At 38.9% G+C, this 24,480-nt stretch carries 29 protein-coding genes; 17 read left to right on the top strand and 12 right to left on the bottom strand.

Features of this window, described 5'->3' with window-relative positions:
- The first annotated feature begins 6 nt into the window (after positions 1–6).
- Genes ASU03_RS03935 through ASU03_RS03905 form a run of 7 tightly spaced genes read left to right on the top strand, consistent with a single transcriptional unit; the run spans position 7 to position 6,499 of the window.
- Positions 7–474, top strand: coding sequence for a TadE/TadG family type IV pilus assembly protein (locus ASU03_RS03935; RefSeq protein WP_057830562.1), 468 nt, complete (start codon positions 7–9; stop codon positions 472–474).
- Between the two features lie 2 nt (positions 475–476).
- Positions 477–983 (top strand): TadE family protein, encoded by a 507-nt coding sequence (locus tag ASU03_RS03930; RefSeq protein WP_057830561.1) that lies wholly within the window; start codon positions 477–479, stop codon positions 981–983.
- A 33-nt stretch (positions 984–1,016) separates the two neighbouring features.
- The gene (locus ASU03_RS03925; RefSeq protein WP_057830560.1) at positions 1,017–2,267 is read left to right on the top strand and encodes an AAA family ATPase; all 1,251 of its coding nucleotides are present in this window, start codon (positions 1,017–1,019) and stop codon (positions 2,265–2,267) included.
- Entirely contained in the window at positions 2,254–3,579 is a 1,326-nt protein-coding gene (locus ASU03_RS03920) for a CpaF family protein (RefSeq protein WP_057830559.1), read from the top strand. Before ASU03_RS03925 ends, ASU03_RS03920 begins: the two co-directional genes overlap by 14 nt.
- Positions 3,580–3,590: 11 nt before the next feature.
- Complete coding sequence (locus ASU03_RS03915) at positions 3,591–4,559, top strand: type II secretion system F family protein (RefSeq protein WP_057830558.1); 969 nt, start codon at positions 3,591–3,593, stop codon at positions 4,557–4,559.
- A gap of 3 nt (positions 4,560–4,562) precedes the next feature.
- Positions 4,563–5,540 (top strand): type II secretion system F family protein, encoded by a 978-nt coding sequence (locus tag ASU03_RS03910; protein ID WP_057830557.1) that lies wholly within the window; start codon positions 4,563–4,565, stop codon positions 5,538–5,540.
- A gap of 2 nt (positions 5,541–5,542) precedes the next feature.
- Positions 5,543–6,499, top strand: coding sequence for a tetratricopeptide repeat protein (locus tag ASU03_RS03905; RefSeq protein WP_057830556.1), 957 nt, complete (start codon positions 5,543–5,545; stop codon positions 6,497–6,499).
- Positions 6,500–6,695: 196 nt separating this feature from the next.
- On the opposite strand, the gene ASU03_RS03900 is transcribed toward ASU03_RS03905, so the two are convergent.
- A complete protein-coding gene (locus ASU03_RS03900; protein ID WP_057830555.1) occupies positions 6,696–7,121 on the bottom strand; it encodes a MerR family transcriptional regulator in 426 nt (141 codons plus the stop codon).
- A gap of 67 nt (positions 7,122–7,188) precedes the next feature.
- Between ASU03_RS03900 and ASU03_RS03895 the strand changes: the two genes are divergently transcribed.
- From ASU03_RS03895 to ASU03_RS03875, 5 genes are all read left to right on the top strand, one after another.
- Positions 7,189–7,410 (top strand): GDCCVxC domain-containing (seleno)protein, encoded by a 222-nt coding sequence (locus tag ASU03_RS03895; protein WP_057830554.1) that lies wholly within the window; start codon positions 7,189–7,191, stop codon positions 7,408–7,410.
- 1 nt (position 7,411) lies between these two features.
- Positions 7,412–7,807, top strand: coding sequence for a hypothetical protein (locus ASU03_RS03890; protein WP_057830553.1), 396 nt, complete (start codon positions 7,412–7,414; stop codon positions 7,805–7,807).
- A gap of 13 nt (positions 7,808–7,820) precedes the next feature.
- On the top strand, positions 7,821–8,126 hold the full coding sequence (locus tag ASU03_RS03885) for a heavy-metal-associated domain-containing protein (RefSeq protein ID WP_057830552.1): 306 nt from the start codon (positions 7,821–7,823) through the stop codon (positions 8,124–8,126).
- Complete coding sequence (locus ASU03_RS03880; protein WP_057830551.1) at positions 8,107–8,727, top strand: hypothetical protein; 621 nt, start codon at positions 8,107–8,109, stop codon at positions 8,725–8,727. Before ASU03_RS03885 ends, ASU03_RS03880 begins: the two co-directional genes overlap by 20 nt.
- Before the next feature lie 205 nt (positions 8,728–8,932).
- Positions 8,933–9,133: a hypothetical protein gene (locus ASU03_RS03875; RefSeq protein ID WP_057830550.1), complete on the top strand. Its 201-nt coding sequence runs from the start codon at positions 8,933–8,935 to the stop codon at positions 9,131–9,133.
- A 164-nt stretch (positions 9,134–9,297) separates the two neighbouring features.
- On the opposite strand, the gene ASU03_RS03870 is transcribed toward ASU03_RS03875, so the two are convergent.
- Entirely contained in the window at positions 9,298–9,780 is a 483-nt protein-coding gene (locus ASU03_RS03870; RefSeq protein WP_057830549.1) for a YajQ family cyclic di-GMP-binding protein, read from the bottom strand.
- 192 nt (positions 9,781–9,972) lie between these two features.
- Between ASU03_RS03870 and ASU03_RS03865 the strand changes: the two genes are divergently transcribed.
- Both ASU03_RS03865 and ASU03_RS03860 read left to right on the top strand, forming a co-directional pair.
- A complete protein-coding gene (locus ASU03_RS03865) occupies positions 9,973–10,350 on the top strand; it encodes a VanZ family protein (RefSeq protein WP_057830548.1) in 378 nt (125 codons plus the stop codon).
- Positions 10,351–10,391: 41 nt separating this feature from the next.
- Positions 10,392–11,360: a ketopantoate reductase family protein gene (locus ASU03_RS03860; RefSeq protein ID WP_082627129.1), complete on the top strand. Its 969-nt coding sequence runs from the start codon at positions 10,392–10,394 to the stop codon at positions 11,358–11,360.
- Positions 11,361–11,364: 4 nt separating this feature from the next.
- Here ASU03_RS03860 and thiI read toward each other — a convergent pair whose 3' ends face one another.
- The 3 genes from thiI to pomA form a co-directional block, all read right to left on the bottom strand.
- A complete protein-coding gene (gene thiI / locus ASU03_RS03855) occupies positions 11,365–12,819 on the bottom strand; it encodes a tRNA uracil 4-sulfurtransferase ThiI (protein WP_057830547.1) in 1,455 nt (484 codons plus the stop codon).
- Positions 12,820–12,912: 93 nt separating this feature from the next.
- On the bottom strand, positions 12,913–13,857 hold the full coding sequence (locus ASU03_RS03850) for a flagellar motor protein MotB (RefSeq protein WP_057830546.1): 945 nt from the start codon (positions 13,855–13,857) through the stop codon (positions 12,913–12,915).
- Positions 13,858–13,989: 132 nt separating this feature from the next.
- A complete protein-coding gene (pomA, locus tag ASU03_RS03845; RefSeq protein WP_057830545.1) occupies positions 13,990–14,754 on the bottom strand; it encodes a flagellar motor protein PomA in 765 nt (254 codons plus the stop codon).
- Between the two features lie 273 nt (positions 14,755–15,027).
- On the opposite strand from pomA, the gene ASU03_RS03840 reads away from it, so the two are divergent.
- Genes ASU03_RS03840 through dxs form a run of 3 tightly spaced genes read left to right on the top strand, consistent with a single transcriptional unit; the run spans position 15,028 to position 18,120 of the window.
- Positions 15,028–15,276, top strand: a complete 249-nt coding sequence (locus ASU03_RS03840; RefSeq protein WP_057179944.1) for an exodeoxyribonuclease VII small subunit — start codon at positions 15,028–15,030, stop codon at positions 15,274–15,276.
- Entirely contained in the window at positions 15,276–16,178 is a 903-nt protein-coding gene (locus ASU03_RS03835; protein ID WP_057830544.1) for a polyprenyl synthetase family protein, read from the top strand. The genes ASU03_RS03840 and ASU03_RS03835 overlap by 1 nt, the downstream gene beginning before the upstream one ends.
- 55 nt (positions 16,179–16,233) lie before the next feature.
- Complete coding sequence (dxs, locus tag ASU03_RS03830) at positions 16,234–18,120, top strand: 1-deoxy-D-xylulose-5-phosphate synthase (RefSeq protein WP_057830989.1); 1,887 nt, start codon at positions 16,234–16,236, stop codon at positions 18,118–18,120.
- A 126-nt stretch (positions 18,121–18,246) separates the two neighbouring features.
- Here the strand turns inward: dxs and nqrM are convergent, their stop codons facing one another.
- The 7 genes from nqrM to ASU03_RS03795 all read right to left on the bottom strand — a co-directional run bounded on the left by nqrM (position 18,247) and on the right by ASU03_RS03795 (position 24,479).
- The gene (gene nqrM, locus ASU03_RS03825; RefSeq protein WP_057830543.1) at positions 18,247–18,477 is read right to left on the bottom strand and encodes a (Na+)-NQR maturation NqrM; all 231 of its coding nucleotides are present in this window, start codon (positions 18,475–18,477) and stop codon (positions 18,247–18,249) included.
- Positions 18,478–18,659: 182 nt separating this feature from the next.
- A complete protein-coding gene (locus tag ASU03_RS03820) occupies positions 18,660–19,691 on the bottom strand; it encodes an FAD:protein FMN transferase (RefSeq protein ID WP_057830542.1) in 1,032 nt (343 codons plus the stop codon).
- A gap of 227 nt (positions 19,692–19,918) precedes the next feature.
- Entirely contained in the window at positions 19,919–21,142 is a 1,224-nt protein-coding gene (gene nqrF, locus ASU03_RS03815) for an NADH:ubiquinone reductase (Na(+)-transporting) subunit F (protein ID WP_057830541.1), read from the bottom strand.
- A gap of 69 nt (positions 21,143–21,211) precedes the next feature.
- Positions 21,212–21,835, bottom strand: a complete 624-nt coding sequence (gene nqrE / locus ASU03_RS03810; protein WP_057830540.1) for an NADH:ubiquinone reductase (Na(+)-transporting) subunit E — start codon at positions 21,833–21,835, stop codon at positions 21,212–21,214.
- A 4-nt stretch (positions 21,836–21,839) separates the two neighbouring features.
- On the bottom strand, positions 21,840–22,463 hold the full coding sequence (locus ASU03_RS03805) for an NADH:ubiquinone reductase (Na(+)-transporting) subunit D (RefSeq protein WP_057830539.1): 624 nt from the start codon (positions 22,461–22,463) through the stop codon (positions 21,840–21,842).
- Positions 22,463–23,275 (bottom strand): Na(+)-translocating NADH-quinone reductase subunit C, encoded by an 813-nt coding sequence (locus tag ASU03_RS03800; protein WP_057830538.1) that lies wholly within the window; start codon positions 23,273–23,275, stop codon positions 22,463–22,465. The genes ASU03_RS03805 and ASU03_RS03800 overlap by 1 nt, the downstream gene beginning before the upstream one ends.
- Positions 23,268–24,479, bottom strand: coding sequence for an NADH:ubiquinone reductase (Na(+)-transporting) subunit B (locus ASU03_RS03795; protein ID WP_057830537.1), 1,212 nt, complete (start codon positions 24,477–24,479; stop codon positions 23,268–23,270). Before ASU03_RS03795 ends, ASU03_RS03800 begins: the two co-directional genes overlap by 8 nt.
- Position 24,480 lies beyond the last annotated feature (1 nt).

Here is a 24,480-nt window from a genome sequence, read left to right as displayed (position 1 = left end):
AATAATATGACTATTATCAGTACTAACATAACGAGTATCAGTAAACAAAAAGGCTTAGCCGCGATTGAATTTACGCTGGTGCTGCCATTTTTATTACTGTTAATCTGTGCTAGTGCTGAGTTTGGCCGTTTGATGTTTCAATATAATGCACTTAATAACACGGTAAGAGATGCCAGTCGTTATTTAGCTGCCAATGCTAAGCCAGGCAGTATCGATGTAATAAACATTACCGATTCTGTTGCCACTGAGGTTAAGAGTTTAATTCGATATGGCCAAAGTGTTAGTGCTACTAGCTTACTGCCTAACCTTAATGAAGATGACATCAGCTTCAGTATTAGCGGCGATTTTATCACTATAACCGTAACGTATGATTGGCAACCACTGTTTTCTGACACTTTCACCACCTTTGGTTTAGGTAATGATATTGATTTAAGTTTTCCACTGATATCGACCTATACCATGAGGGCGTTATAACTATGTTTAGAGGCGGTAGAGAACTTAAAAAAAACCGACAAAAAGGTATATATACCATAGAATTTTCCATTGTCGGTGCGGTGTTTTTTCTCCTGTTATTTGCGGTATTTGAAGTTGGCCGGTTATTTTTTGTCTGGAATATACTCACCGAAGCCTCAAGGCGCGGCGCCAGATTAGCAACGGTTTGTCATTTCGACCATAGTTCAATATCGGCTTTTGACCCTATGCTCGAAGCTGCGCTGTTTGACAAAATACCGATGGCGCCAAACCTAGGTATAACAAATTTACAAATAAGTTATTTACAAATTGATGGCGCCCCTGTGGCCGATATTAATGACATCGCTTTAGTGCGAGCCGAAATAACTAATTATCAGCATCAGTTAATTATTCCGGGGCTATTTTTAACGCTTAACTCACCTAGTTTTGCCACCACATTACCAAGAGAAAGCTTAGGTGCAACACGAACAAAGTATACCTATTGCTTGCCAAGTACCGCTACATCACCATAGTTTGTTTAAGGCATTGTTATTTAAGGACGTATTATGAATAGTAAAAATATCAATAATGTTGTTGATTTACCTGATGGAAGGTTAACTGTGACTGATAACTTTTTCAAAAAGAAGCAAAGCCTACCCGTTCACTTAAGTGTGCTCGTTATTTGTAGCGAAGTTAATATGCAACTTACCCTTTCGAAGCAATTTAATTTAATAAGTAATTTAAATTTTGAGTTTAATGACAAAGTACCGGAACACTTTAGTCAGTTTGAATTGGTAATTTTAGCGGTCAGCAGTGGTAAAGAACCTTGCAAACTGTCTATTGAAAAATTGGCAAAAAAGCATATGCCGACCTTACTTTTAGGTGATGGCATTGACGCTGACATTGTTCGCACGGCGATGCATCATCATGTACAAGATATTATTCCATTTAAAGATATTGAACAGGAGTTATTTAATACCTTAACGGTATGCGCCAATGAAATATTAAAAGAAAAAAAAGTTGCCCCTATTATTAGTATAATTAACGGTAAATCAGGCTCTGGCGCCAGTTTTATTACTAGCTGCTTAGGTGAAATAAGCGCTGATCTTTGCCAAGATGAAATAGTACTCATTGATGCTGACATGCACTACGGCTCTCTCGCCGATGCCCTAAAACTCGAAACAAATTACTTTTTAACCGATGCGCTAAATGAAATTAATAAACTGGATAACATGGCGATAAAGTCCATGATGGCCAAACGAAAAAATTTAAGCTTGTTAGCCAGTAAAGCCTATGCTCAGCTTGATAATGAGCAAAATAAAAACTTTGAGCACCTAGAGCAGCTCATATGGAAAATAAAACTTAATCATGATTTGGTGTTAGTTGATTTATCTCGTGGTTTAGATACGCTCACTTTACCGTTAGTATTACTCTCCAGCCAATTTTTCATCGTTGTCCAACAAAATATTGTCAGCCTGAGGGAAGCCAAGGCTCTTATTCAACAACTGACTAATAATATGGGCATCAGCAAGAGTACTATCAAGATTATTGTTAACCGCTATTCAAAAAAAATCACCAATATTACCCTTAATGATATTAAAAAAGCTTTGGCTATCGAGTGTGTTTTTTATGTCAGTAATAATTATAAATTGGCCAGTTCTTGTACTGATTTAGGTTTGCCCTTAGCAAAATTGACCGAAGACAAAATCATTCATAAAGAAATTTGTACCATTATAAAACAAGCTTTCCCTATTGAAATTCCAACAGAAGAACCTAGTTTCTTCAGTAAAATATTCGGAGGTCATGATGCCATATGATAACAAAACAGACGATCCTTTTAGCATTTTAACGCCTGAGGATATGCAGACCAAACAGGAAATATTTGGCAAGATATTAACCTTGTTGGATTTATCCGTATTGGAAACCATGGAGAACGAACTAGCCAAAGCACAGATCACCGATTTATGTTGTAGTTTGTTAAATGAAGTCACCCGACCATTAAGCTTAAACATTCGTCAAATATTGATAAAGCTGATTATTGATGAAATTTTAGGACTCGGTCCCCTAGAAACCCTGTTGGAAGATCCCAGCATTGCCGATATTTTAGTGAATCGCTATGACAGTATTTATGTAGAGCGTAAGGGGAAATTAGAAAAAGTTGCGGTGCAGTTTTATGATGATAAACATCTTTTGAGTATTATTGATCGTATTGTTTCGAGTGTTGGTCGCCGAGTTGATGAATCATCTCCTATGGTAGATGCCCGCCTTAAAGATGGTAGTAGAGTTAACGCCATTATTCCCCCCTTAGCCCTTGATGGTCCGGTTTTATCTATTCGCCGCTTTACCGTCGATAAACTCTCCGCAGAACAACTCATTGACTATGGCACTATGAACTACGAAATGGGGCAGTTAATCAAAGCGGTAGTTAAGGGTAAGCTTAATATATTGATTTCAGGCGGTACTGGTAGTGGTAAAACCACACTACTTAATATTTTATCAGGCTATATTCCTGAAGATGAACGCATTATCACCATAGAAGATTCAGCCGAATTGCAGTTACAACAGCCTCATACCGTACGTTTAGAAACTCGTCCCGCCAATATTGAAGGTAAAGGCGAAATATCACAACGTGATCTAGTTAAAAACTGTTTAAGGATGCGTCCTGATCGTATTATTATTGGTGAAGTGAGGGGTGCTGAGGCGATAGATATGCTTGCGGCGATGAATACTGGCCATGAAGGCTCAATGACTACCTTACATGCTAACACGCCTCGGGATGCCTTAGGTCGCTTAGAGAATATGATTTGTATGGGCGGTTTTGACATGCCTATCCACAATATTAGAGCGCAAATTTCTTCTGCTATTGATGTGGTGGTGCAATTGCAACGTCAAGAAGATGGTTGTCGGCGCATTACCAGTATTCAAGAAGTTACCGGCATGGAAGGCGATGTGATTACCATGTCGGAAATTTTCACTTTTAAACGCGAAGATAAAGATGAGCAAGGAAATATAATAGGCAGTTATCAAGCCACAGGAGTGATACCCGTATTTCATAACCAGTTAACACTTAAGGGCATCGACATACCTTATAGTATTTACGGTATTGATAAATCAGCTATGGAATTCTAATAGGAGGCAGCATGAGTCCGCAACTTATATTTTTACTTTTAGTTTTTGCCGCCGTGGTTTTATTGGCGCAAAGTTTATTTGTTTCGGTATACAGCCCACAAAGGGCTGATACAAAAAAGTTAAGAAAACATTTACTTTCGCTGGCATTAACAGACAAAAGCATTGAAAAAAATCTATTGCTCAATAGCCGCGTGGCACAATTACAGCCCTTTACTCGCGGGCTAGAATCTATACCTTGGATTGCAGATTTAACCTATAAACTGGAAATATCCGGGTCAAAATTGTTAGGCCATCAATATTTAGCACTTGCCTTAGCTAGCAGTATTTCTGTCTTTTTTTTACTTGGCTTTTTCAGTAAGGATTGGTTATTTAGCTCCTTATGTTCACTGCTGATTTTGTTAGCTTTTCACCTAAAACTAAATCGCGACATGACACTTCGTATGGAGAAAATTGAAGAGCAATTCCCTGAAGCTATGGATGTGCTTAAAAGAGGTTTGCAAGCTGGTTATGCTTTTAGTGATGCCATTAAGCTTGTTTTTGAGGAAATGGAAGGTCCTTTAGCCGATGAATTTAAGATAATGTTTAATCGTATTAATTTTGGTAATGATACCAAAACAGCATTACTCAATTTTGTTAAACGAGTACCAAGCACTTCAGCAATGGCTTTTTCTAGCGCTGTTGCTATTCAAAAATCTACCGGTGGTAATCTTGCTGAAAATATTGATAAATTATCGAAAGTGATCAGACAACGATTCACCTTCAAAAGGAAGATTAGAACCTTATCTGCCGAAGGGCGACTTTCGGGTTGGGTGTTGGTATTAATGCCTTTTGTACTGTTTGCTGTTTTATATTTATCGTCCCCTAGTTATGTTGCTATATTGATTTCAACTCCAGAAGGGTTAAACCTACTTAAATGGGGCGGTGCCGGTATGTTACTAGGCATTTTCTGGATTAAAAAACTGATTCAAATAGAGGTATAGGCTATGGAATATTTACAAGGTTTATTACTGAGTTTTACCGATAATAAAGTGATAGTTGAATGGGTTATTTATGCTGTTGCCGCCTCCGCCGGTGTCACTTTATTCATAGCATGTTACTATTTTTTTTCAGGTATCTATTCACCCGTTAAGGCGCAAATAGATAAACTAAAAAACCAACCTTTATCAGCAACTCATACTCAAGAGGATTATTCATTAACCCTTGAACATAACCTAGATAAACTTAAACATCTGCCATTAATCAATACTAGCTTTTCTGGCGATAAAGCCACCCGAAAATTGCTTATTCATGCCGGTTATCATTCAACCAATGCGTTAAAACTTTTTAATGCCCTTAAATTGATGTCATTGCTGTCTGGCGTACTAATTACAATTGTTGTGGTTAAGTTCTCCGGCAGTTTCTCCCCTCTAATGACCCTCTATATTTTTGCTGCTATTATCGGCTTTACCTATATATTACCTTCGTTGATACTTCATAAATTAGCTGATCGCCGTATGAAAGAGTTGCGTAAATTTTTTCCCGATGCACTGGATTTATTAATAGTCTGTTGTGAGGCAGGTTTAGGTTTGTTAGAAGCATTTCAACGCGTTAAAAATGAACTGGACTTTGTTCACCCTGAATTAGCCCATGAACTTGGCTTGGTTTGCAGTAAAGTTCGTGTCGGTTTATCAATGCAGCAAGCATTACAGGAATTTAGTGACCGAACTGGCTTAGAAGATATAAGAGGATTAAATTCAGTTATTGTACAAAGCCTGAGGCTTGGTACTGGTGTCGCTGAAACTATTCGGGTTTATGCCGATGAGTATCGGGATAAACGCTTACAGGCAGCAGAAGAAAATGCGGCTAAACTTGGCGTAAAAATGATTTTTCCGATGATGTTTTGTATTTGGCCCTCTTTCTTTATTGTTGCCATTGGCCCCGCAGTATTGAAAGTAATGAATGTTTGGGATAAGGCGTTTTAGTGATGAAATATTTAAGTGATAAATACCTAATTATAATTTTTTTGCTGTTAAGCTTTTCTTTCGCTAGTGTCGGTTGTACTAGCACTAATAGTCTTGAACAGACAAATGCAAAAAAAGACTCTGCCAATGTTGTGCTATCTAAACAACAAAATATAGCACAGGCAAAACGTGAAGAGCTGAATAACAATCCAGAAAAAGCTATTTTTTATTATATTCAAGCGCTTGAATTGGATAAAAACGATGTTGATGTGTTTTGCCAAATTGGCAAAATTCAAAATAGCTTGAATAGTCCAGAATTAGCCATCAGGGCTTTTAAGCAAGCATTAACCCTCAATCCTGACCATATCCCAGCCTTGGCTGCAGTAGGTATTTATTATCTAGAACAAAGAAATATTAATAAAGCCAGAACACTGCTCGAGCGCACTGTTAATTTAGATCAAAATCGATTACAAAAAGGCAATATTGAAAAGGGTTTGCTCGAACTCGATCAAGACTCACCATTATCAGCTTACAATGTTTATGCGGTGTTAAATGATCTTGATAGCCAGCATGAATATGCTAGGGAAATATTTAAGCTACTATTAACCATCAGCGATGATTTATCCCTTATTCACACTAACTTAGGCTATTCATATTACCTAACTCATCATTATGTTTTGGCCGAAAAACACTATAAAGAAGCCCTTAATGCCAATCCTGCTTTTGAACGGGCGAAGCTTAATTTAGGGTTGATTTATGTACGAACGGGTCAATACAACAAATCAATACAACTTTTTAAACAAGTGATGACTACCGCTGAGGCGTATAATGATATCGGCTATTTTTTATTATTAGATGGTCGTTATCAAGAGGCAAAATATTTTTTACAACACGCCATTGATCTTTCTCTTACCTATTACAAAAAAAGTCATATTAACTTAGAAAATGTGCAGCTTTATTTACATGAAATAAAAATATAGCCTAATACTTGGGCTTAATTGATTTAAATAAATAATGAAAATAGTTCACTAGTAGCATTAAGTATTGCCGAGGCAAGCGCTGAAATAATGCTAGGCTTAAGGCAGTGAATAAATATTATGTGGGTAAGCCCTTAGAACGAGGGTATAAACAATAATAGTAAACATCAATATTACTGTTTTTTTGCCTTTAATATCTTTATTGCCCAACAACTTTCTCAGTGTAGAGTGCATCAATAATAGGACAGTCATCAACCTGTTTATTCCCAGAGGAACATTGAATAATCATTTCATTTAATGCTGATTGTAGACGCTGTAAATCATCTATTTTCTCTTGTACAACGCTAGCTTGTTGCATTGCCATTGCTTTAACTTCGCCACAATAGTGGTTTGGCTCATCTATAAATTTAAGTAGCTCTTTAATTTGCTCAATTCTAAAGCCTAGAGCACGACTACGCCTGATAAAATTCAAGCGTTTAACATGAGGTAAGGCATAGACCCTGTGCCCTCCATCGGTTCTCGGTGGCTCTGGCATTAAACCTATTTTTTCATAGTAATGCACCGTTTCCACCTTACACGCGGTTTTTTTTGCCAGCTGGCCAATAGAATATTTTTCATAATTCATGTCAAAAGCCCTTGAACCTATAGTAACTATAGGTTCTATACTAACATAAACAAACTAGGAAGCGTTTATGACTAAAATTACCACCGACTCAGAACTAATCTGCCCTGAATGTGGCCATAAAAAATTACTGGAAATGCCGATAAATGCTTGCCAATGGTTCTATGAATGTACTGCTTGTCAGGTATTATTGAAACCTCTTCAAGGCGATTGTTGTGTCTTTTGTTCTTATGGTTCAGTGCCATGCCCACCGATCCAAGCCTCAGGTACCTGTTCAAGTGGCGAGAGTTAACATGGCAAACCTTAATATTTTAGAAAAACCTTATTTAAAGTGGCTGACACTTTTTATTGCCAGTGGCACATTGCTTTGTTGTGCCTTACCTATATTGCTCGTCACCTTAGGTTTTGGTGCGTTAGTGGCGAGTTTAAACTACAACCTTCCTGGGCTAGTTTTTTTAGCTGAACATAAGATCTGGACCCTAACCCTAGCGGCATTTATTTTGCTGATTTTAGCTGGCGTTATTTGGCGGCCTAATCAACATTGTCCTGCTGAGGCTGACTTAGCCGCCCTTTGTAAAAAATCAAAACAATTTAATAAAAAAATATTTTGGCTAAGTGCAATGATCTGGTTTATTGGCTTTTTCACCAGTTACCTGTTACTACCCATGCGAAACTTGCTCGACCTATAAGGAGAACTAACCAATGAAAATATTATTATTACTAACCGCTTTAGCACTGACATTATCTTTTACCTTTGCAGTCAAGGCTAAAACAATAGAAGTAGAAATTCACGGCATGACCTGCGCGTTATGTGTTGATAGTTTAAATCGCACCTTCAATAAAATGGCAGGGGTATCAAAAGTACAGGTCAGTATGAAAATGAAGAAAATTCGCTTAGAAACTGAGGCAAAATCTCCCTCAATAGCAATGATTAAGCAAGCTATACTCGATGCTGGATTTACACCAATAAAAGTCACGGTGATATCACATGAAGAAGCTAACAACTAGCCTTTCTGCCATAGCGAGTATTACCCTACTTTCGTTACTTAATGTGCCCAATGCCTATAGTATGGGCTTAAGATCATTTGTTGCTTTGCCCCTTGATAAACATGGCTATGTGGTAAGGTTTTTATATGAGCATATTACCGGTAGCACCAGCGGTAACTTTCATACTAGTACGGCCTACGGCTTAAGTAATGATCAAGCTTTGCTATTTACCATCCCTTACAAAATAACAGCTAACGATGAAAATCATTTTGGCGAGTTATCTGCATTATATCGTCACACGGTAATGCAAGATGACTTTTTCTCTGGCACAGCAAGATTAGCCTTGTTAGCAGGTGCTATTGTTCCTATGAGTAATGTTCCTAGTGCTAATGATGCTAGTGACAATGTTCGCGAATTTGCAGTACAAGCTGGCTTTGTTTATACATTTTTTCAAGGCAGACATGAATTCGATATTGATGCACTTTATCAAACGGGTATTAATAGCCGTGCAGATAGTGGTCGATATGATATTTCTTGGCAATATCGTTTATTACCGTCAATTTACCCTGATTGGGGTATATACCCATTACCATTCAAAGTGCAGGATCTCAGTGGGAATTAAAATGGCTTTAGGCAAGAAGAATAATTTAAGCATAGTCATTCTATGGTTTGATTATTTAACGCAGTATAAAGACATTTTAAACCCATCGAAGAAGCGTTTGAGCAACATCACTTCATCGTTGCTGTAACTTATAATGGAACAACCATTATTTCATCACAGCGCCTTGAATTAAAATTTCTCAAGCACTCTGGAACATGCATCTTGAATGGTAACGGGTATAGGGTCAGAATTATATGTCGTGTCTGAGCTCAATGGTCGATGGCAAGAAGCAGATGAAATAACGCACCAAGTTACCCTTGGCCTGCAATGGCTGCAGCCAACATGGGTTATTGAAGGCGGCATTGTTAAAAATTTAACTAACAATAATGACTTAACTGTCCTATTTAGTAGCAGATTTCATTTTTGAATAGGCTAAGGTTTATTACCCATGTCATTATAAGTCGACTTATACCATTAGTTGCAATTAATTTAACACGGTTAAACAAACATAAAAAACCATAACAATAGTTATGGTTTTTTGGCAAAAACACTAATTTACTCGCTGTTTACCTTTCTAACATGAAAGCAAAACTAGTCTTTAAAGTTAGTATACTGAAAAGATTGCTCTAACTCAGCGGCTTTTAGTAAACGCATTACCGCTTGTAAATCATCACGTTTTTTACCGGTTACCCGCACTTGTTCACCTTGGATAGCCGCTTGAACTTTTAGCTTTTCACCTTTAATAAGTTTGACTACTTTTTTAGCCATATCTTGTTCAATACCTTCTTTAAAGGTGACTTGCAGACTCCAGTTTTTACCTGTGGCACTGGCATCACCAATGCTCATGGCTTTAGCATCAACATTGCGTTTAGTTAATTGGCTGCGCAACATGTCGCACATTTGCTTTAATTGAAAATCACCTTCGGCCTTCAAGGTTACATTGGGTTTTTTCCACTCAAAACTTGCCTCAACACCACGAAAGTCAAAACGTGTACTAATTTCACGATTAGCATTGTCGACAGCATTACGAACTTCTTCTAAATCAGTTTCTGATACAATATCCATTGAAGGCATAATATATTCTCTATATGGGGTAAGTTTGCACAATGTCACCATTATACCTTTGCTGCCAAAGCACGCAACTAAAGCGCTAAACTAAAGCACTTAACAAATATGTATACGATAACGGGCAGGCAAAGCCAATAAGAAATACTAGCCAAACCATGCTAGTATCGAGACACTTCCTTAATTATTAACAGGCTCGTTGTGAAAGCTCGCCAACATACTTATTTTTTTGTCTCTGTGATTATCGTCACAATATTACTGCTTTTCGCTCATGAATATTTACCTGACACCTTAAGAATGCGCATATTCCAGTTTCCCGCAATTGATACCATGGGCCACCTGATCAGTTTTTTTATTTTAACTTGGGTTAGCCACTCGGTTATAAAATTGTCTCTGCGCCTTTGTGTGCCTTTACTTATGTTTTATGGTGCGTTAACTGAAATTGGTCAATCTTTTCTCGGTTATAGAAGTGGTGAGTTTGGCGACTTTATTGCTGACGTTATTGGCATTAGTTTGTTCGTTTTAGCCAAATGGCTTTACCTGATTTTTTTTCGAAAAACGGTAACTAACAAACGCTAACTAGCCACGACTAATAAAAGAAAAAGGTAAATAATTAACTTATGACAAATAAGCTAGCAAATATTGTTGTCGTAGGACAAGGAGCCATGGGTTTACTTTGGTATCATCATTTAGCTCATACCAATACCAATACCAATACCAATGTTAGCCTACTGGCTTCTAACCAAGAGCAACTTAGTGCCAGTGAACTTAAGTCAGCGAAATATCAATTTACCCCCTATCAGCAACTGCACGCTGAAATTTACCCACTCACTTATAGTCAAAGTGCTGATATAAATTCCGCCGATATTATCATCCTATGCCTAAAGTCATTTCATATTGCCGATGCGATACAGAAAATGGCACAAGACATTAATCCTCATTGCTTAGTAATTCTTGCTCATAATGGCATGGGACCCTTTGACGAGGTGGTTAACTTGCTACCAAGTCAGCAAGTTATACTAACCATGTTAACCACCCATGGCTGCTTACGAAGTATGCCCTTAGCCATAATCCATACAGGACTTGGCCAAAGTGATATTGGGCTACTTGCAGGTGAGTTAAGCTCAAACCAACAAACGCAATTGACCAACCGGCTAAACAACGCCTTAGCCCAGGTAAATTTCCATCAAGATATAGTGAAAAAACAATGGTTAAAATTGGCAATAAATTGTGTCATTAACCCAATCACGGCCATTAACAATATTGATAATGGCGAGATAAATAACCAGAAGTTTACTAGACAAATAAATTTATTATTAACTGAAATTACCGCAGTCAGCCAAACAGAAGGTATAGAGTTAGCCTTTAGCGACTTACAAAAAATGATTGCTAAAGTAGCGCAAGCAACGGCGAGAAACTGCTCGTCAATGCGTAGTGATGTTTTGGGCGGCAGAGCAACAGAGATTAATTTTATTAACGGTTATATTCATCGTATAGGTAAGAAGAATAATGTTGCCACTCCGGAAAATACTCGACTGTGGCAACAGGTGCTAGACCTTAAACATGTCCATTATGACCGTAAGGAGTGAATCATTAAGGGCGATACACTTTTACGTTTTTAAAACCATTATCAAGTAAATACAACGCTTGTAGTTTGCTCATCACCCCGTGATCACAATAAAGTAGGTAATCTTTCGACATATCTAAGTCGCCAAACTGCGTAGAAAGCTTATAGAAAGGGATATGCTTAACTTCGATATCACCTAGTACCAATGGTTTATCTTCTTCTTCTGCTGGGCTACGGATATCAACAACGATGGCATTATCAGGGATGTCATCAACAAGATCTACCGCATGAATTTCTTCTTCGGTTTCTTTACCAATATCACGAATATCAAAAACACGTGTCTCGCTAACGACCTTGTCTAAAATATCGAAATCAAAGTGACCCTCTTCTTCTATAACTTTAGCTAGTACCGCTTTTACCGTCGGTTTTTTAGAGATAACACCACAGTATTCAGGAATAGTCTTAGCAAAATCTTCTGTGCCTATTTTACGGGCAATATCAATAATATCTTGCTTATCGTAAGCCCCTAGCGGACGTAAAATTAACGTATCTGTTACTCGGTTGATTACGTTTAAGTTGGTTAAGGTTTGGCTGGAAACCTGACCTAAACTTTCCCCAGTAACTAGCGCTTGAATTTTACCTCGTTCGGCAATTTTAGTAGCCGCACGCATCATCATACGTTTTAACACCACACCCATGTGGCTATTGTCAACCTTCTCTAATATTTCAGCAATAACTGGCTCAAAATCTACCGCAAAGAATTTAACTTTATGCGAGGAGCCAAATTTATTCCATAAATAATAACTTACTTGCTTAACTCCCACTTCGTGCGCTGAGCCACCAAGGTTAAAGAAACAATAGTGAGTACGTGCACCCTTTTTAATCATTTGATAACTGGCAACACCTGAATCAAAACCACCAGACATGAGTGACAACACATCTTCTTGGGTAGCAATCGGAAAACCGCCTAAACCTTTATGACGTTCAGTAACAATAAATAAGTCTTTATTTTTAATTTCAAGACGTACGGTTACATCAGGGTTTTTTAATTTAACCTTAGCGCTGGCAACGTGTTGGTTTAAACCACCACCAACATATTGCTCTACTTTTAAGGAGTTAAAGTCGTGATTACCGGTCCGTTTAACACGTACACAAAAGGTTTTGTTTTCAATGGTTTTGGCATGAACCGCCAACGTTTTCTCATAAATGTCATGAACATCAACAAACTCAGTTTGTTGAACTTCTAGAAAAATAGGTATGCCAGGAATGCACTTAAGGGCTTCAACTAAACGTTCACGGTTTTCAGGTGAATTGTCTTTGGTATTAACTTCAATATTATCCCAGTTCATACGTGTAGTGACTTGCTCGTCAATACGACGTAAAACATTCTTAACGTTCGATTCTAATATTTTAGTAAAACGTTTACGGACGGGGCGAGATTTAATGGTGATCTCAGCTTGAAGCTTTACGATAAATTTCATCGGTTATAACCTAAAAAAGACAAAAAAATAATGGCGCGGATTGTACACTATTTATTAGTCTTTTTTAAGGTTTTAACACTAAAAGTCTGTTTGCTATTCTTTTATGATACTAATTCGCTCAGTTTCTTTGGCTTTACCTTGATTGATCGAAATTTCAACCCGACGGTTACGTCGACGATTAAGGGCATTGGTATTGGGTACTAGAGGTCGAGTATCGGCATGGCCAGCAACCACAAGCCGAGTAGGATCAAAGCCTGGCACTTTAATCAATACATGTGCTATGGCTACCGCACGTTGACTCGACAGATCCCAGTTTGAGCTAAATAACTCAGAATCGACGCCACGATCATCGGTATTACCCGAGATCATGATTTCTCCTGGTATAGTATTAAGTAACGCACCTATTTCTTCAATAATGGGTCTAAATTTAGGTTGTAAAAAAGCAGATCCAGAAGGAAAAGAGCCATTTTCACGAATACGAATAATCACTTGCTGACCTAGTGACTCTAATTCGATGGCACCATCTTGAATTTGCTGCTCAAGCTGCTCAGCTATCTTCTTCACTAAGTCATTCACTTGCTCTTGTGCCGCACGCGCTAGTTCTTCTTGTGCTTGTAGCATGGCTTGCGCAGAAAGAGCATCTTCGGTATTTTGTGCTTGACCACCACGTTCAGTGCCTCGTTGCTCTTGTCGCCCGCCAGCCGAGGTTTCATCTCCGGCTTGAAACTCAAGCATTTGCTGGGTCATTTCCATGGTTTGTTGCTGAATAACTTCAATAGGTGTTGGCTCAGGTTTTCCTGGACGAAACTCTTGCGCAATAATACTGGTACCTTTAGGAATGTCTTTTACTTCAATTTTATTTTGCACACCAAAGGCAAATTTCATCGAGCCAGCAATTTGCTTAAATTTCAGCACATCCATCTCAGAGAAAGATAATAACAAAATAAAAAAACACATTAACAGTGACATAAGGTCGGCAAAGGTGCCCATCCATGCGGGTAATCCAGGAGGTGGGCACTTACATTTTTGCTTAGCCATAAGTCCCTCCTAACATAAACCCTCTTAACATAAACCCTCTTAACATAAACCCTCTTAACATAAGCAACCCAAGCATGACCATACCTAACATTGATATTGTTAACATAAGAATTTCTAACATAAATGTTCCTGCTATTCTTCAGTGGTATCGACTTTTCGTTTACCTTCAGCTAAATAGTTTTTTAATAAACCTTCGATAACACGGGGATTTTGGCCATCTTGAATACCTAAAACAGCATCAAGTACTAGCTCTTGATTCATTTTTTCTTCTGCCATACGCAGTTTTAATTTAGAAGCTATAGGAATGGCAATAACATTGGCGAGAAAGGCACCATAAAGTGTGGTCAATAAAGCCACCGCCATCGCTGGGCCGATAGATTTAGGGTCATCCATATTTGATAACATAGCGACCAAACCAATTAAGGTGCCTATCATGCCCATCGCAGGAGCAACATCGGCGAGCGCCATCATCATATTGCCGCCAGTTTCATGACGCTCTGTAGTTAAATCAATATCTTTTTGTAAAGTAGCTCGTACTACATCGGCATCATGACCATCGACCAACATATCGACACCTTTTTGCATAAAAGCATTGGTAATTTCCGCTTCTTCTAACGCTAAAAACCCGCCTTTACGTGCAGCATCGGCCATATCAACCGCTTTTTCAATTAACTCTTCTGGTTTCTCTAGTTTAAAAATAAAAGCTTTGAGAATGATTTTTCCGATACCGAAAAACTGTCCCATATTATAATTAGACATCACCACAAAAAGAGAACCACCAAAAACAATAATGCACGACTGAGTATCAATAAACATCATGATGTCACCCGCTAATACCATAGCCATGACCAATAAACCAACAGCACCTAAAATACCAATTAACGTAGCTAAATCCACAGAGTTCCCCTAAACAACCAACACTTTATTCAAAAACAAAACTTCAATAAAAGAATAGTACATGATGTAAAAACTATTCGCTAATGTCTTACCGAATAAATCACGAATAATAAAAAACACATAGTAAGGTTATTATCGCCCTTAGTGTCAATAACTTAACACTAATGATAAATGTTTTATCAACAATAATTGCAGTTGTTCAATTGACCCGAGTAGCAAGCTAAGGTAAGTTTGCCGCAATTAATTAACCGCTAGCAGCTTAGAGCAATAATCATGGCTAAAAAGAAACTAGAAAATCTCTCTTTTGAAGAATCCTTAAATGAACTTGACACCATAGTACAGAATTTAGAGCAAGGTGACTTGGGCTTAGAAGAATCAATGGCACTTTTTGAGCGTGGCTTAAATCTTAGCCAATTAAGTCAGGTAAAATTACAAGCTGCCGAGCAAAAAGTACAAATTTTACTCGAAAAAAACGGCACCGCCCAATTAACGGATTTTGATAGCAGTGTGAGCGAAAGTTAATGACCACACTGACTTCATATGAGCATTTCCAACAACGTATCAATGATTATCTAGCCGCCAAGCTTGATAGCCTAACAATCAATGATCCAAAGTTACTTGCAGCCATGCGTTATGGATTGCTCAGTGGCGGGAAACGTATGCGGCCCTACTTAGCTTATATCACCGGCGAAGCGTTACATGCCAACCTGCATGACATTGATGCTATATCGGGTGCATTAGAGTGTATTCATGCTTATTCACTTTTGCATGATGACTTACCTGCGATGGACAATGATGATTTAAGGCGCGGCAAACCAACCTGTCATAAAGCCTTTGATGAGGCCAGCGCAATTTTAGCAGGTGACGCCTTACAAACCTTAGCTTTTGATATATTGGCCAATCACAGTTTTTCAATAAATAAAAGTACATCAAAATTTCCGCTGCAAGTAAAACTTATACAGCAATTAGTTCGCGCTTCAGGTTACCAAGGCATGTGTGGCGGACAAGCGCTTGATCTAGCCGCAACAGATAAAGCTATTCCACTAAGTGAATTAGAAACCTTGCATTCCTTAAAAACGGGGGCATTATTGCAAGCTGCCGTATTGATGCCAGCCGAGTGTAGTGAGCAAGTGACCAGTGAACACAAAAAAATATTAAGTGAATACGCCCAGCTTATTGGCTTGGCTTACCAAGTCCAAGACGATATTATCGACTTAACCTCGACTGAAGAGCAGCTTGGCAAACCAGTAGGCTCGGATCTTGCTGCCAACAAAAGTACCTACCCAGCACTGCTTGGTTTACAAGGTGCACAAGACAAAGCTGAAAACTTATTACAACAAGCGCTTCAAGCTTTGGCTAGATTACCTTACAATACCCAATCTTTAGCAGATTTTGCTACCTTTATTGTGCAGCGCAGCCATTAAGTATCTAAGCCGCGCAACCCTTTAAAATAAAATTATGATTACCAATAGACAAACTATGACTACAAACCTTGCTGACTACCCACTACTTGCACAAATTAACACACCAAAAGAGCTGCGCAATTTACCGCAACAGCAATTAAAAAGTGTCAGTAATGAATTGCGTAGTTTCTTACTAAATTCAGTGAGTAAAAGTAGTGGCCACTTTGCATCGGGCCTTGGCACCATTGAGCTCACTGTTGCCTTACATTATGTTTATAACACGCCATTCGATCATTTAATTTGGGATGTAGGCCACCAGGCTTATCCTCATAAAATTCTAACGGGGCGACGTGATCAATTACATACCATCAGACAAAAAGATGGCTTACACCCTTTTCCATGGCGTGAAGAAAGTGAGTATGACGTTTTAAGTGTCGGCCATTCTAGTACTTCAATTTCGGCAGCCTTAGGCTTAGCGGTTGCAGCAGAGAAAGAAGGGTTAAACCGGAAAACTGTAGCCGTTATCGGTGATGGCGCTATGACGGCGGGCATGGCTTTTGAAGCGTTAAATCATGCTGGCGACATTAACAAAGATATGTTGGTTATCTTAAATGATAATGAAATGTCTATTTCGCAAAATGTTGGTGCACTAAATAATCACTTGGCAAAAATGCTCTCTGGCAGTTTTTATGCTGGTTTACGAGAGGGTGGCAAAAAAATTCTCGGTAATATTCCCCCCATTAAAGAATTAGCTAGTCGTGCTGAAGAGCACTTAAAAGGCATGATTGTGCCAAGTACCTTCTTCGAAGAACTCGGTTTTAATTATATTGGTCCCATTGATGGCCATGATGTTAATGGCTTGGTGGCTACCATTAGAAATATGCGTAACCTTAAAGGTCCGCAAATACTACATATTGCCACTAAAAAAGGTAAAGGTTATCAAGCCGCTGAACAGGATCCAATCAAGTATCATGCGGTACCTAAATTTAACCCTAAGGATACCCATTTACCTAAAGCAAAACCTAGCTTACCGACTTATTCACAAATTTTTGGCGACTGGTTATGTAAAACGGCTGAGGTTGATGAAAAACTCGTTGCTGTTACCCCAGCTATGGGTGAAGGCTCTGGCATGGTTGAGTTTAGCAAACGTTTTCCTGAGCAATATTTTGATGTTGCTATCGCCGAACAACATGCAATAACCTATGCTGCAGGCCTTGCTATCGGTGGACAAAAGCCAGTAGTTGCCATTTACTCAACTTTTTTACAACGTGGTTATGATCAATTAATTCATGATATTGCCATTCAAAATCTACCTGTGATGTTTGCAGTTGACAGAGCTGGCATTGTCGGCGCTGATGGAGCTACTCATCAAGGCTCTTTTGACTTAAGCTTTTTGCGTTGCATTCCTAACATGGTCATTATGGCACCCGCTAATGAACGTGAATGCCAATTAATGTTAAATACTGGCTACCGATTAGGCTCGCCAAGCGTGGTACGTTACCCGCGCGGCTGTGGCACAGGTGAAACCTTGCCAAATATTGATGAAACCATAGAAATAGGCAAAGGTAGAATCATCATTGATGATCAAGAGCAGCAAGGTGAGAAAATTGCCTTATTAAGCTTTGGCTCGATGTTAGCAGAGGCTAAAATCGCTGCCGAAGCGCTAGGAGCAAACTTAGTTGATATGCGTTTTGTTAAACCGCTTGATATTGCACTCATTGAGCAATTAGCACAATCACATGACGTACTAGTGACAGTTGAAGATAATGCTATTGCTGGTGGCGCTGGCTCAGCGGTAAATGAATACGTACTTGCTAAACGAGTTCTGTCTCAAAACGTAAGCCTACTGAATATAGGCTTGCCTGATCATTTCATCAAACACGGTACTCAACAAGAAGTACATCAAGAACTGGGTTTAGATAGCCAAGGTATTATTGACAAAATACTTAAGTTTATTGGCTAGTTGCAACATATTACTAACCTGAGCAGGGTTAGCGAGCATTAAAAAAGGATAATGAACCATTCATTATCCTTTTTTGTTAACCAAAATATATAAAGTCAGCTTAGCAATCGTATACCGTGCTAACAATTATAAGTTTGTTACGTCAATTCTGTTTTGCAAGTTTAGTTCAAGAGCGGCTTTTTTCTCACGCGCTTGACGTTTTTCACACGGATTATCACAATTACACTCTTTGCCAATACCAACGCTGGCTAAACCACCACAACTACCGGCCAAGGTTTTATTCTGAAAAATATAACCCACTGCCATCGCAGTACCTATCACAAGAAAAAAACCAAAGGTAATAAAGAAAATCATCATAATGCTATGCTCTCAACTTAATTCAACAAATTTAACTAAAGACTGCCAATGCTCTGGACAAGAGTCATTGCTTTAAATAATATCAGTGCGCGCTATTCCTAAAAAGAAAGTGTCACTAGTATTATACTCACCGCCATAACAAAGTCCGCTGATTGCAGACCTCTTTATGAAGAATGGTATTATTATTTCAAATATTGATGGAATTTTACCGTAAATCGCTCATCAAAGCCATTTTCAGTCTTAGCAATAAATAGTGCCGCCAGATCGTTTGCAACGGCAAAATCCATGCCCTTTTCCATACCCATCACCATCAAGGTGGTTGATAAACCATCAGCTGTCATCGAGGAAGGATGAATTACCGTGACCGAGACTAAATTATGATTGATGGGTTTACCGGTATCTGGGTCAATAATATGTGAATAACGTCGACCATCGACTTCAAAGTAGTTACGGTAATCACCAGACGTTGCTACGGCATTATCTTTAGGAATAATGACTTGCTGAACGGCACGCTCTTTGCCACTTGGATCGAGAATTGGTTTTTCTATGGCAATAGCCCACAACTCACCTGTATGTTTAAAGCCTCTTAGACGCATTTCTCCACCTATTTCCACTAGGTAGTTGGTAAAGCCATGACTTTCAATTAACTCAGCCACAACATCGACGCCATAGCCTTTCGCTATGGTAGATAAATCTATATATAAATCCGGTATTTTCTTAGCAAGTTGATTGCCCACTAACGTTAAATACTGTAAACCAACCCGTTTTTTGGTCGCGGCTAATAGCTCATCACTGGGTATTTTGTCAGGACGCTGCTCTGGACCAAAGCCCCACAAATTGACTAAGGGGCCAACGGTAACATCTAGCTTACCGCCACTTAACTTACCGAGGCGAATTGACTCTTTTAGTACCCGAGCAAAACCTGCCGACACTTCGACAGCGTCAGTTGATTTCGATTGGTTAAAGAGAGATATTTCCGAGTTCTTTAGATAAGTCGACATTTCTTGGTTAACTTGTTGCAGTGCAGCATCAATTTTTTGCTGTAATTTCAGCGCTAGTAACTGTTCTTCTGTCGCCACTACTTTAATATTATAAGTAGTGCCCATAGTACGACCTTGCAGTAACACTTCTATTTTATTTGAAGGATTACTCGGGAAGCAAGCTGATAAGGTTATCGCTAAAACCGTTAACAACACTAGTTTGAGTTTATTCATAAAGATTCCAAATTATTATTTATATCGCTATATTTTTAGCTGAAAAATATAGTGATATAAATAATAAAGACGACCGAAGTCGTCTTTATTCATAGTAACTAAGGGAGTATATTCTTTATTTAAGCGAGAGTTTTGATTTGTTAGCAAGAAGGAAGCGCGGAGTTGACGTTAGTCAATGAGCACTTCCGACGAAGCTAACGGAGCAAAAAACCGCCTAAATATGAATATTAGCCACCGAAGTCATCTAGCATTATATTCTCGTCTTCTACACCAAGATCTTTAAGCATACCGATAACGGCAGCATTCATCATTGGAGGACCACACATGTAGTATTCACAATCTTCTGGCGCTTCGTGATCTTTCAAGTATTCTTCGAAAAGAACGTTATGAATAAAACCAGTCATGCCATCCCAGTTATCACCGGGTTGTGGATCAGACAAGGCAACATGCCAAACAAAGTTATCATTTTCAGCCGCTAGGCCGTTATAATCATCTTCATAGAACATCTCACGTTTAGAACGAGCACCATACCAGAAACTAATCTTACGCTTAGTCTTAAGGCGCTTAAGTTGGTCAAAGATATGAGAACGCATCGGCGCCATACCAGCACCACCGCCAATAAAGACCATTTCATTATCAGTTTCTTTAGCGAAGAACTCACCAAATGGACCTGAAATAGTGACTTTATCACCTGGCTTAAGGCTGAAGATGTATGAAGACATTTTACCCGCTGGTAAATGTAACTTACCCGGAGGCGGCGTAGCAATACGCACGTTCAGCATAATAATGCCTTCCTCTTCTGGGTAACTTGCCATTGAGTAAGCACGTAAGGTTTCTTCATCAACTTTTGATTCAACATCGAAGAAGCCAAAGTGTTGCCAATCGCCACGGTACTGTTCAGCAATGTCAAAATCACTGTATTTGACATGATGGGCTGGGGCTTCAATTTGAATGTAACCACCGGCTTTAAACGGTACAGATTCGCCATCAGGAATTTTTAATATTAATTCTTTGATGAAGGTTGCTTGGTTATCATTAGAGATAACTTCACATTCCCACTTTTGCACACCGAATATTTCATCTTCAACTTCAATAACCATGTCTTGCTTAACCGCAACTTGACAGGCTAAACGACAACCAGTTTTGGCTTGACGTTTAGTAATATGCCCCTCTTCGGTTGGTAAAATATCACCACCACCTGAATGCACGTCAACACGACACTGACCACAAGTGCCACCGCCGCCACATGCTGAAGGAATAAAAATACCTTGGTCTGCTAATACGCCTAACAATTTGCCACCTGCAGCCGCAGTCACTGACTTGCTTGGATCGCCATTAATACTAATTGTAATGTCACCTGTAGCTACTAACTTTGATTTAGCGAATAAAATCACTAACACCAAAGCTAAAACTATCGCGGTAAACATTGATATGCCGAGAATAATTTCCATCGACTTTTCCTTTAATTTTATTAAGGGTTTAACAGCAATTTTCACTGTTAAACCAACATTAACCTTGAGTTACAGGGAAATACCACCGAAAGAAAGAAAGCCAAAAGCCATCAATCCAGCAGTGATAAACGTAATACCTAAACCTTTTAAACCGTCTGGTACGTCAGAGTATTTCATCTTTTCGCGTAAACCAGCCATCAATACGATTGCTAACATCCAACCGACACCAGAGCCAACACCATAAACAACACTTTCGCCCAAGGTAAGGTTTTTCGCCACCATAAAGGATACCGCACCAAAAATGGCACAGTTAACGGTAATTAAAGGTAGGAATATGCCAAGTGCTTGATACAAAGCTGGGAAATATTTATCTAAAATCATTTCCAATATTTGTACTAAGGCAGCAATTACCCCGATAAAAGTAATAAAAGACAAGAAGCTAAGATCAATTGATTCTTTCGGATCAGTAATACCCATAATGCTATCAAGTGCGCCAGGTGCTAAAATGGCTTGGTAAATAATTTGGTTAGCAGGAACTGCTAAACCTAATACCACCACAACCGCAACACCTAAGCCAATAGCTGTACTTACTTTCTTAGACACAGCTAAGAAGGTACACATACCTAAGAAGAAACTTAGCGCCATATTCTCAATGAAGATGGTTTTAATAAAAATACTTAAATAATGTTCCATAGATTTAATCCTTCTCTACTTGTTCAGGTTTCCACTGGCGAATTGCCCAGATGATTAAACCAATAATGAAGAATGAACTAAATGGTAATACCAATAAGCCGTTACCTTGATACCAGCCACCGTTTTGTGTTAACTGAAATATCTCAACACCGAACAGAGTACCAAAACCGAATAATTCACGGAAAAAAGCAACAACCATTAATACCGCGCCGTAACCTAAACCATTACCTATACCGTCTAAGAAACTCACACCTGGTTTTTCTTTCATTGCAAAAGCTTCGGCACGACCCATAACAATACAGTTAGTGATGATCAGACCAATAAATACCGATAACTCTTTCGATAATTGATACGAGAAAGCTTTAAGTACTTGGTCAACCACAATGACTAGTGAGGCAATAATGGCCATTTGCACAATAATACGCACACTTGAGGGTATTTGATTACGAATAATCGAAATAAACAAGTTAGAGAAAGCCGTCACTAACATTACCGCCAATGACATTACTAGCGCATTTTCCATAGAACTGGTAACAGCAAGCGCAGAACAAACCCCTAATACTTGTAAAGCAATAGGGTTGTTATCAACAACAGGTCCAAAGAGGACTTTTTTAGTATCTGAAGACATTAATCAAGCCCTCCGTCTTTAAATTTGCTGATGAAAGGACCATAGCCTTCATCACCTAACCAAAAATGTAAAGTATGCTCAACGCCATTACTGGTTAATGTCGCACCAGATAAAGCATCAACACCGTGAATGTCACCTTTTTTAGCGCCACCTTTAACGATTTTAATGGCAATATCACCTTGCTCGTTAAACATTTTTTTACCTGGCCATAAGGCTTTCCACTTAGGGTTCAGCACTTCAGCGCCTAATCCAGGAGTTTCCTTAAGATCAGAGTAAATTACACTGCTAACGGTATTTAAATCAGCTTCTAAGCCAACAAAGCCATACATTAAATCCCATAAGCCCATACCTAAGATAGGTAAGACAATAGTGGTTAATTGGCCTTGTTCGTTGTTAACTAAATAAACAACCGCACTATTAGCACGACGGTTAATACCAGCGATATCATTTTTAGGTTTGATACTTTGAGTCACATCACGCGCAGCGCTACGTTCATCAAAAGCATTAACATCACCGTCAATAAATGCGCCTGAATCAAGGTCAATCATTTTAGCAACAACATATTTTTCGTAAGTACTTACGATACTTTTATCTTCGCTACCAGCAACTTTTATGTTTTCTGGTTTTAAAGCAATAGCTAATATATTGGATGCTTCAAGAATTTTAGTTTGCTTATCAAGTAATTTGTTAGCCGTTTGTAATGGTTTCAAGCCCACTGCTGCCACTGATACCAGAGCAGCACACACTAAACAAATAATTAAAACAAAGGTCAGCGTACCAGCAACCGTTTCAGTTTTTTTAGTTTTAGACATTGCGAGCAAGCCTCCGTTTGATGTTGCCTTGTACGACAAAGTAGTCAAACAATGGTGCGAACAAGTTTGCAAATAATATCGCTAACATCATGCCCTCAGGGAAAGCTGGGTTAACAACACGAACCAATACCACCATCACACCAACAAGTGCGCCAAACCAATACTTACCGGTATTGGTAAATGAAGCAGACACTGGGTCTGTTGCCATAAACATCATACCAAAGGCAAAACCACCAATAACGAAGTGCCAATGCCAAGGCATAGCAAACATTGCATTAGTTTCACTACCAATCATATTGAATAATAGCGAGGTAAGCACCATGCCGCCAAAGACACCTAAGACGATGCGCCATGAGGCAATGCCTTTATAAAGGATGTAAGCACCACCCAATAAAATAGCAAAAGTAGAGACTTCACCAACAGAGCCTGGAATAAAGCCCCAAAATGCATTCCACCAATCTGCGTTCATGGTGTAATCAACCATGCCCGCCGTACCAGCATTAAATGCACTTAACATAGTAGCGCCTGAGAAGCCGTCAACAGCAACCCAAACTGCATCACCGGATATTTGAGCAGGATAAGCAAAGAATAAAAACGCACGACCCGCTAATGCAGGGTTTAAGAAGTTTTTACCTGTACCACCAAAGATTTCTTTAGCGATAACTATACCAAAAGTAATACCAATGGCGACTTGCCATAATGGAATACTTGCAGGCAAGATAAGGGCGAATAAAATAGAAGAAACGAAGAAACCTTCATTGACTTCATGTTTACGCACGGCGGCAAATAATAACTCCCAAAAACCACCTACAGCAAAAGTTACTGCGTAAATGGGTAGGAAGAAACAAGCGCCGTAGAGCATCATGCTACACCAGTCAGAGGTTGCCGTTAGCGTACCACCAAGCAAGGTAAATAAATCAACTTGCCAAGATTGTGGTAAAGCATAACCGGCCGCTAATGCGTCAACAGCTTGATAACCAATGTTATACATACCAAAGAACATGGCAGGGAAAACCGCAAGCCATACTGTGATCATGATACGTTTTAAATCGATGCTATCACGAACATGGGTTTTACCTTTGTTCACATAACCAGGAGTAAATAAACCAGTAGCAACGGCTTCGTAAAGTGCAAACCATTTCTCATGTTTGCCGCCTTTTTCAAAATGCGGTTCAATATCTTCAATAAACTTTTTCAAGCCCATG

Source organism: Colwellia sp. TT2012, assembly GCF_001440345.1.
GTDB lineage: Bacteria > Pseudomonadota > Gammaproteobacteria > Enterobacterales > Alteromonadaceae > Colwellia.
Note: the sequence above shows the minus strand (reverse complement) of the source record. Positions and strands in the feature narration are given on the sequence as shown.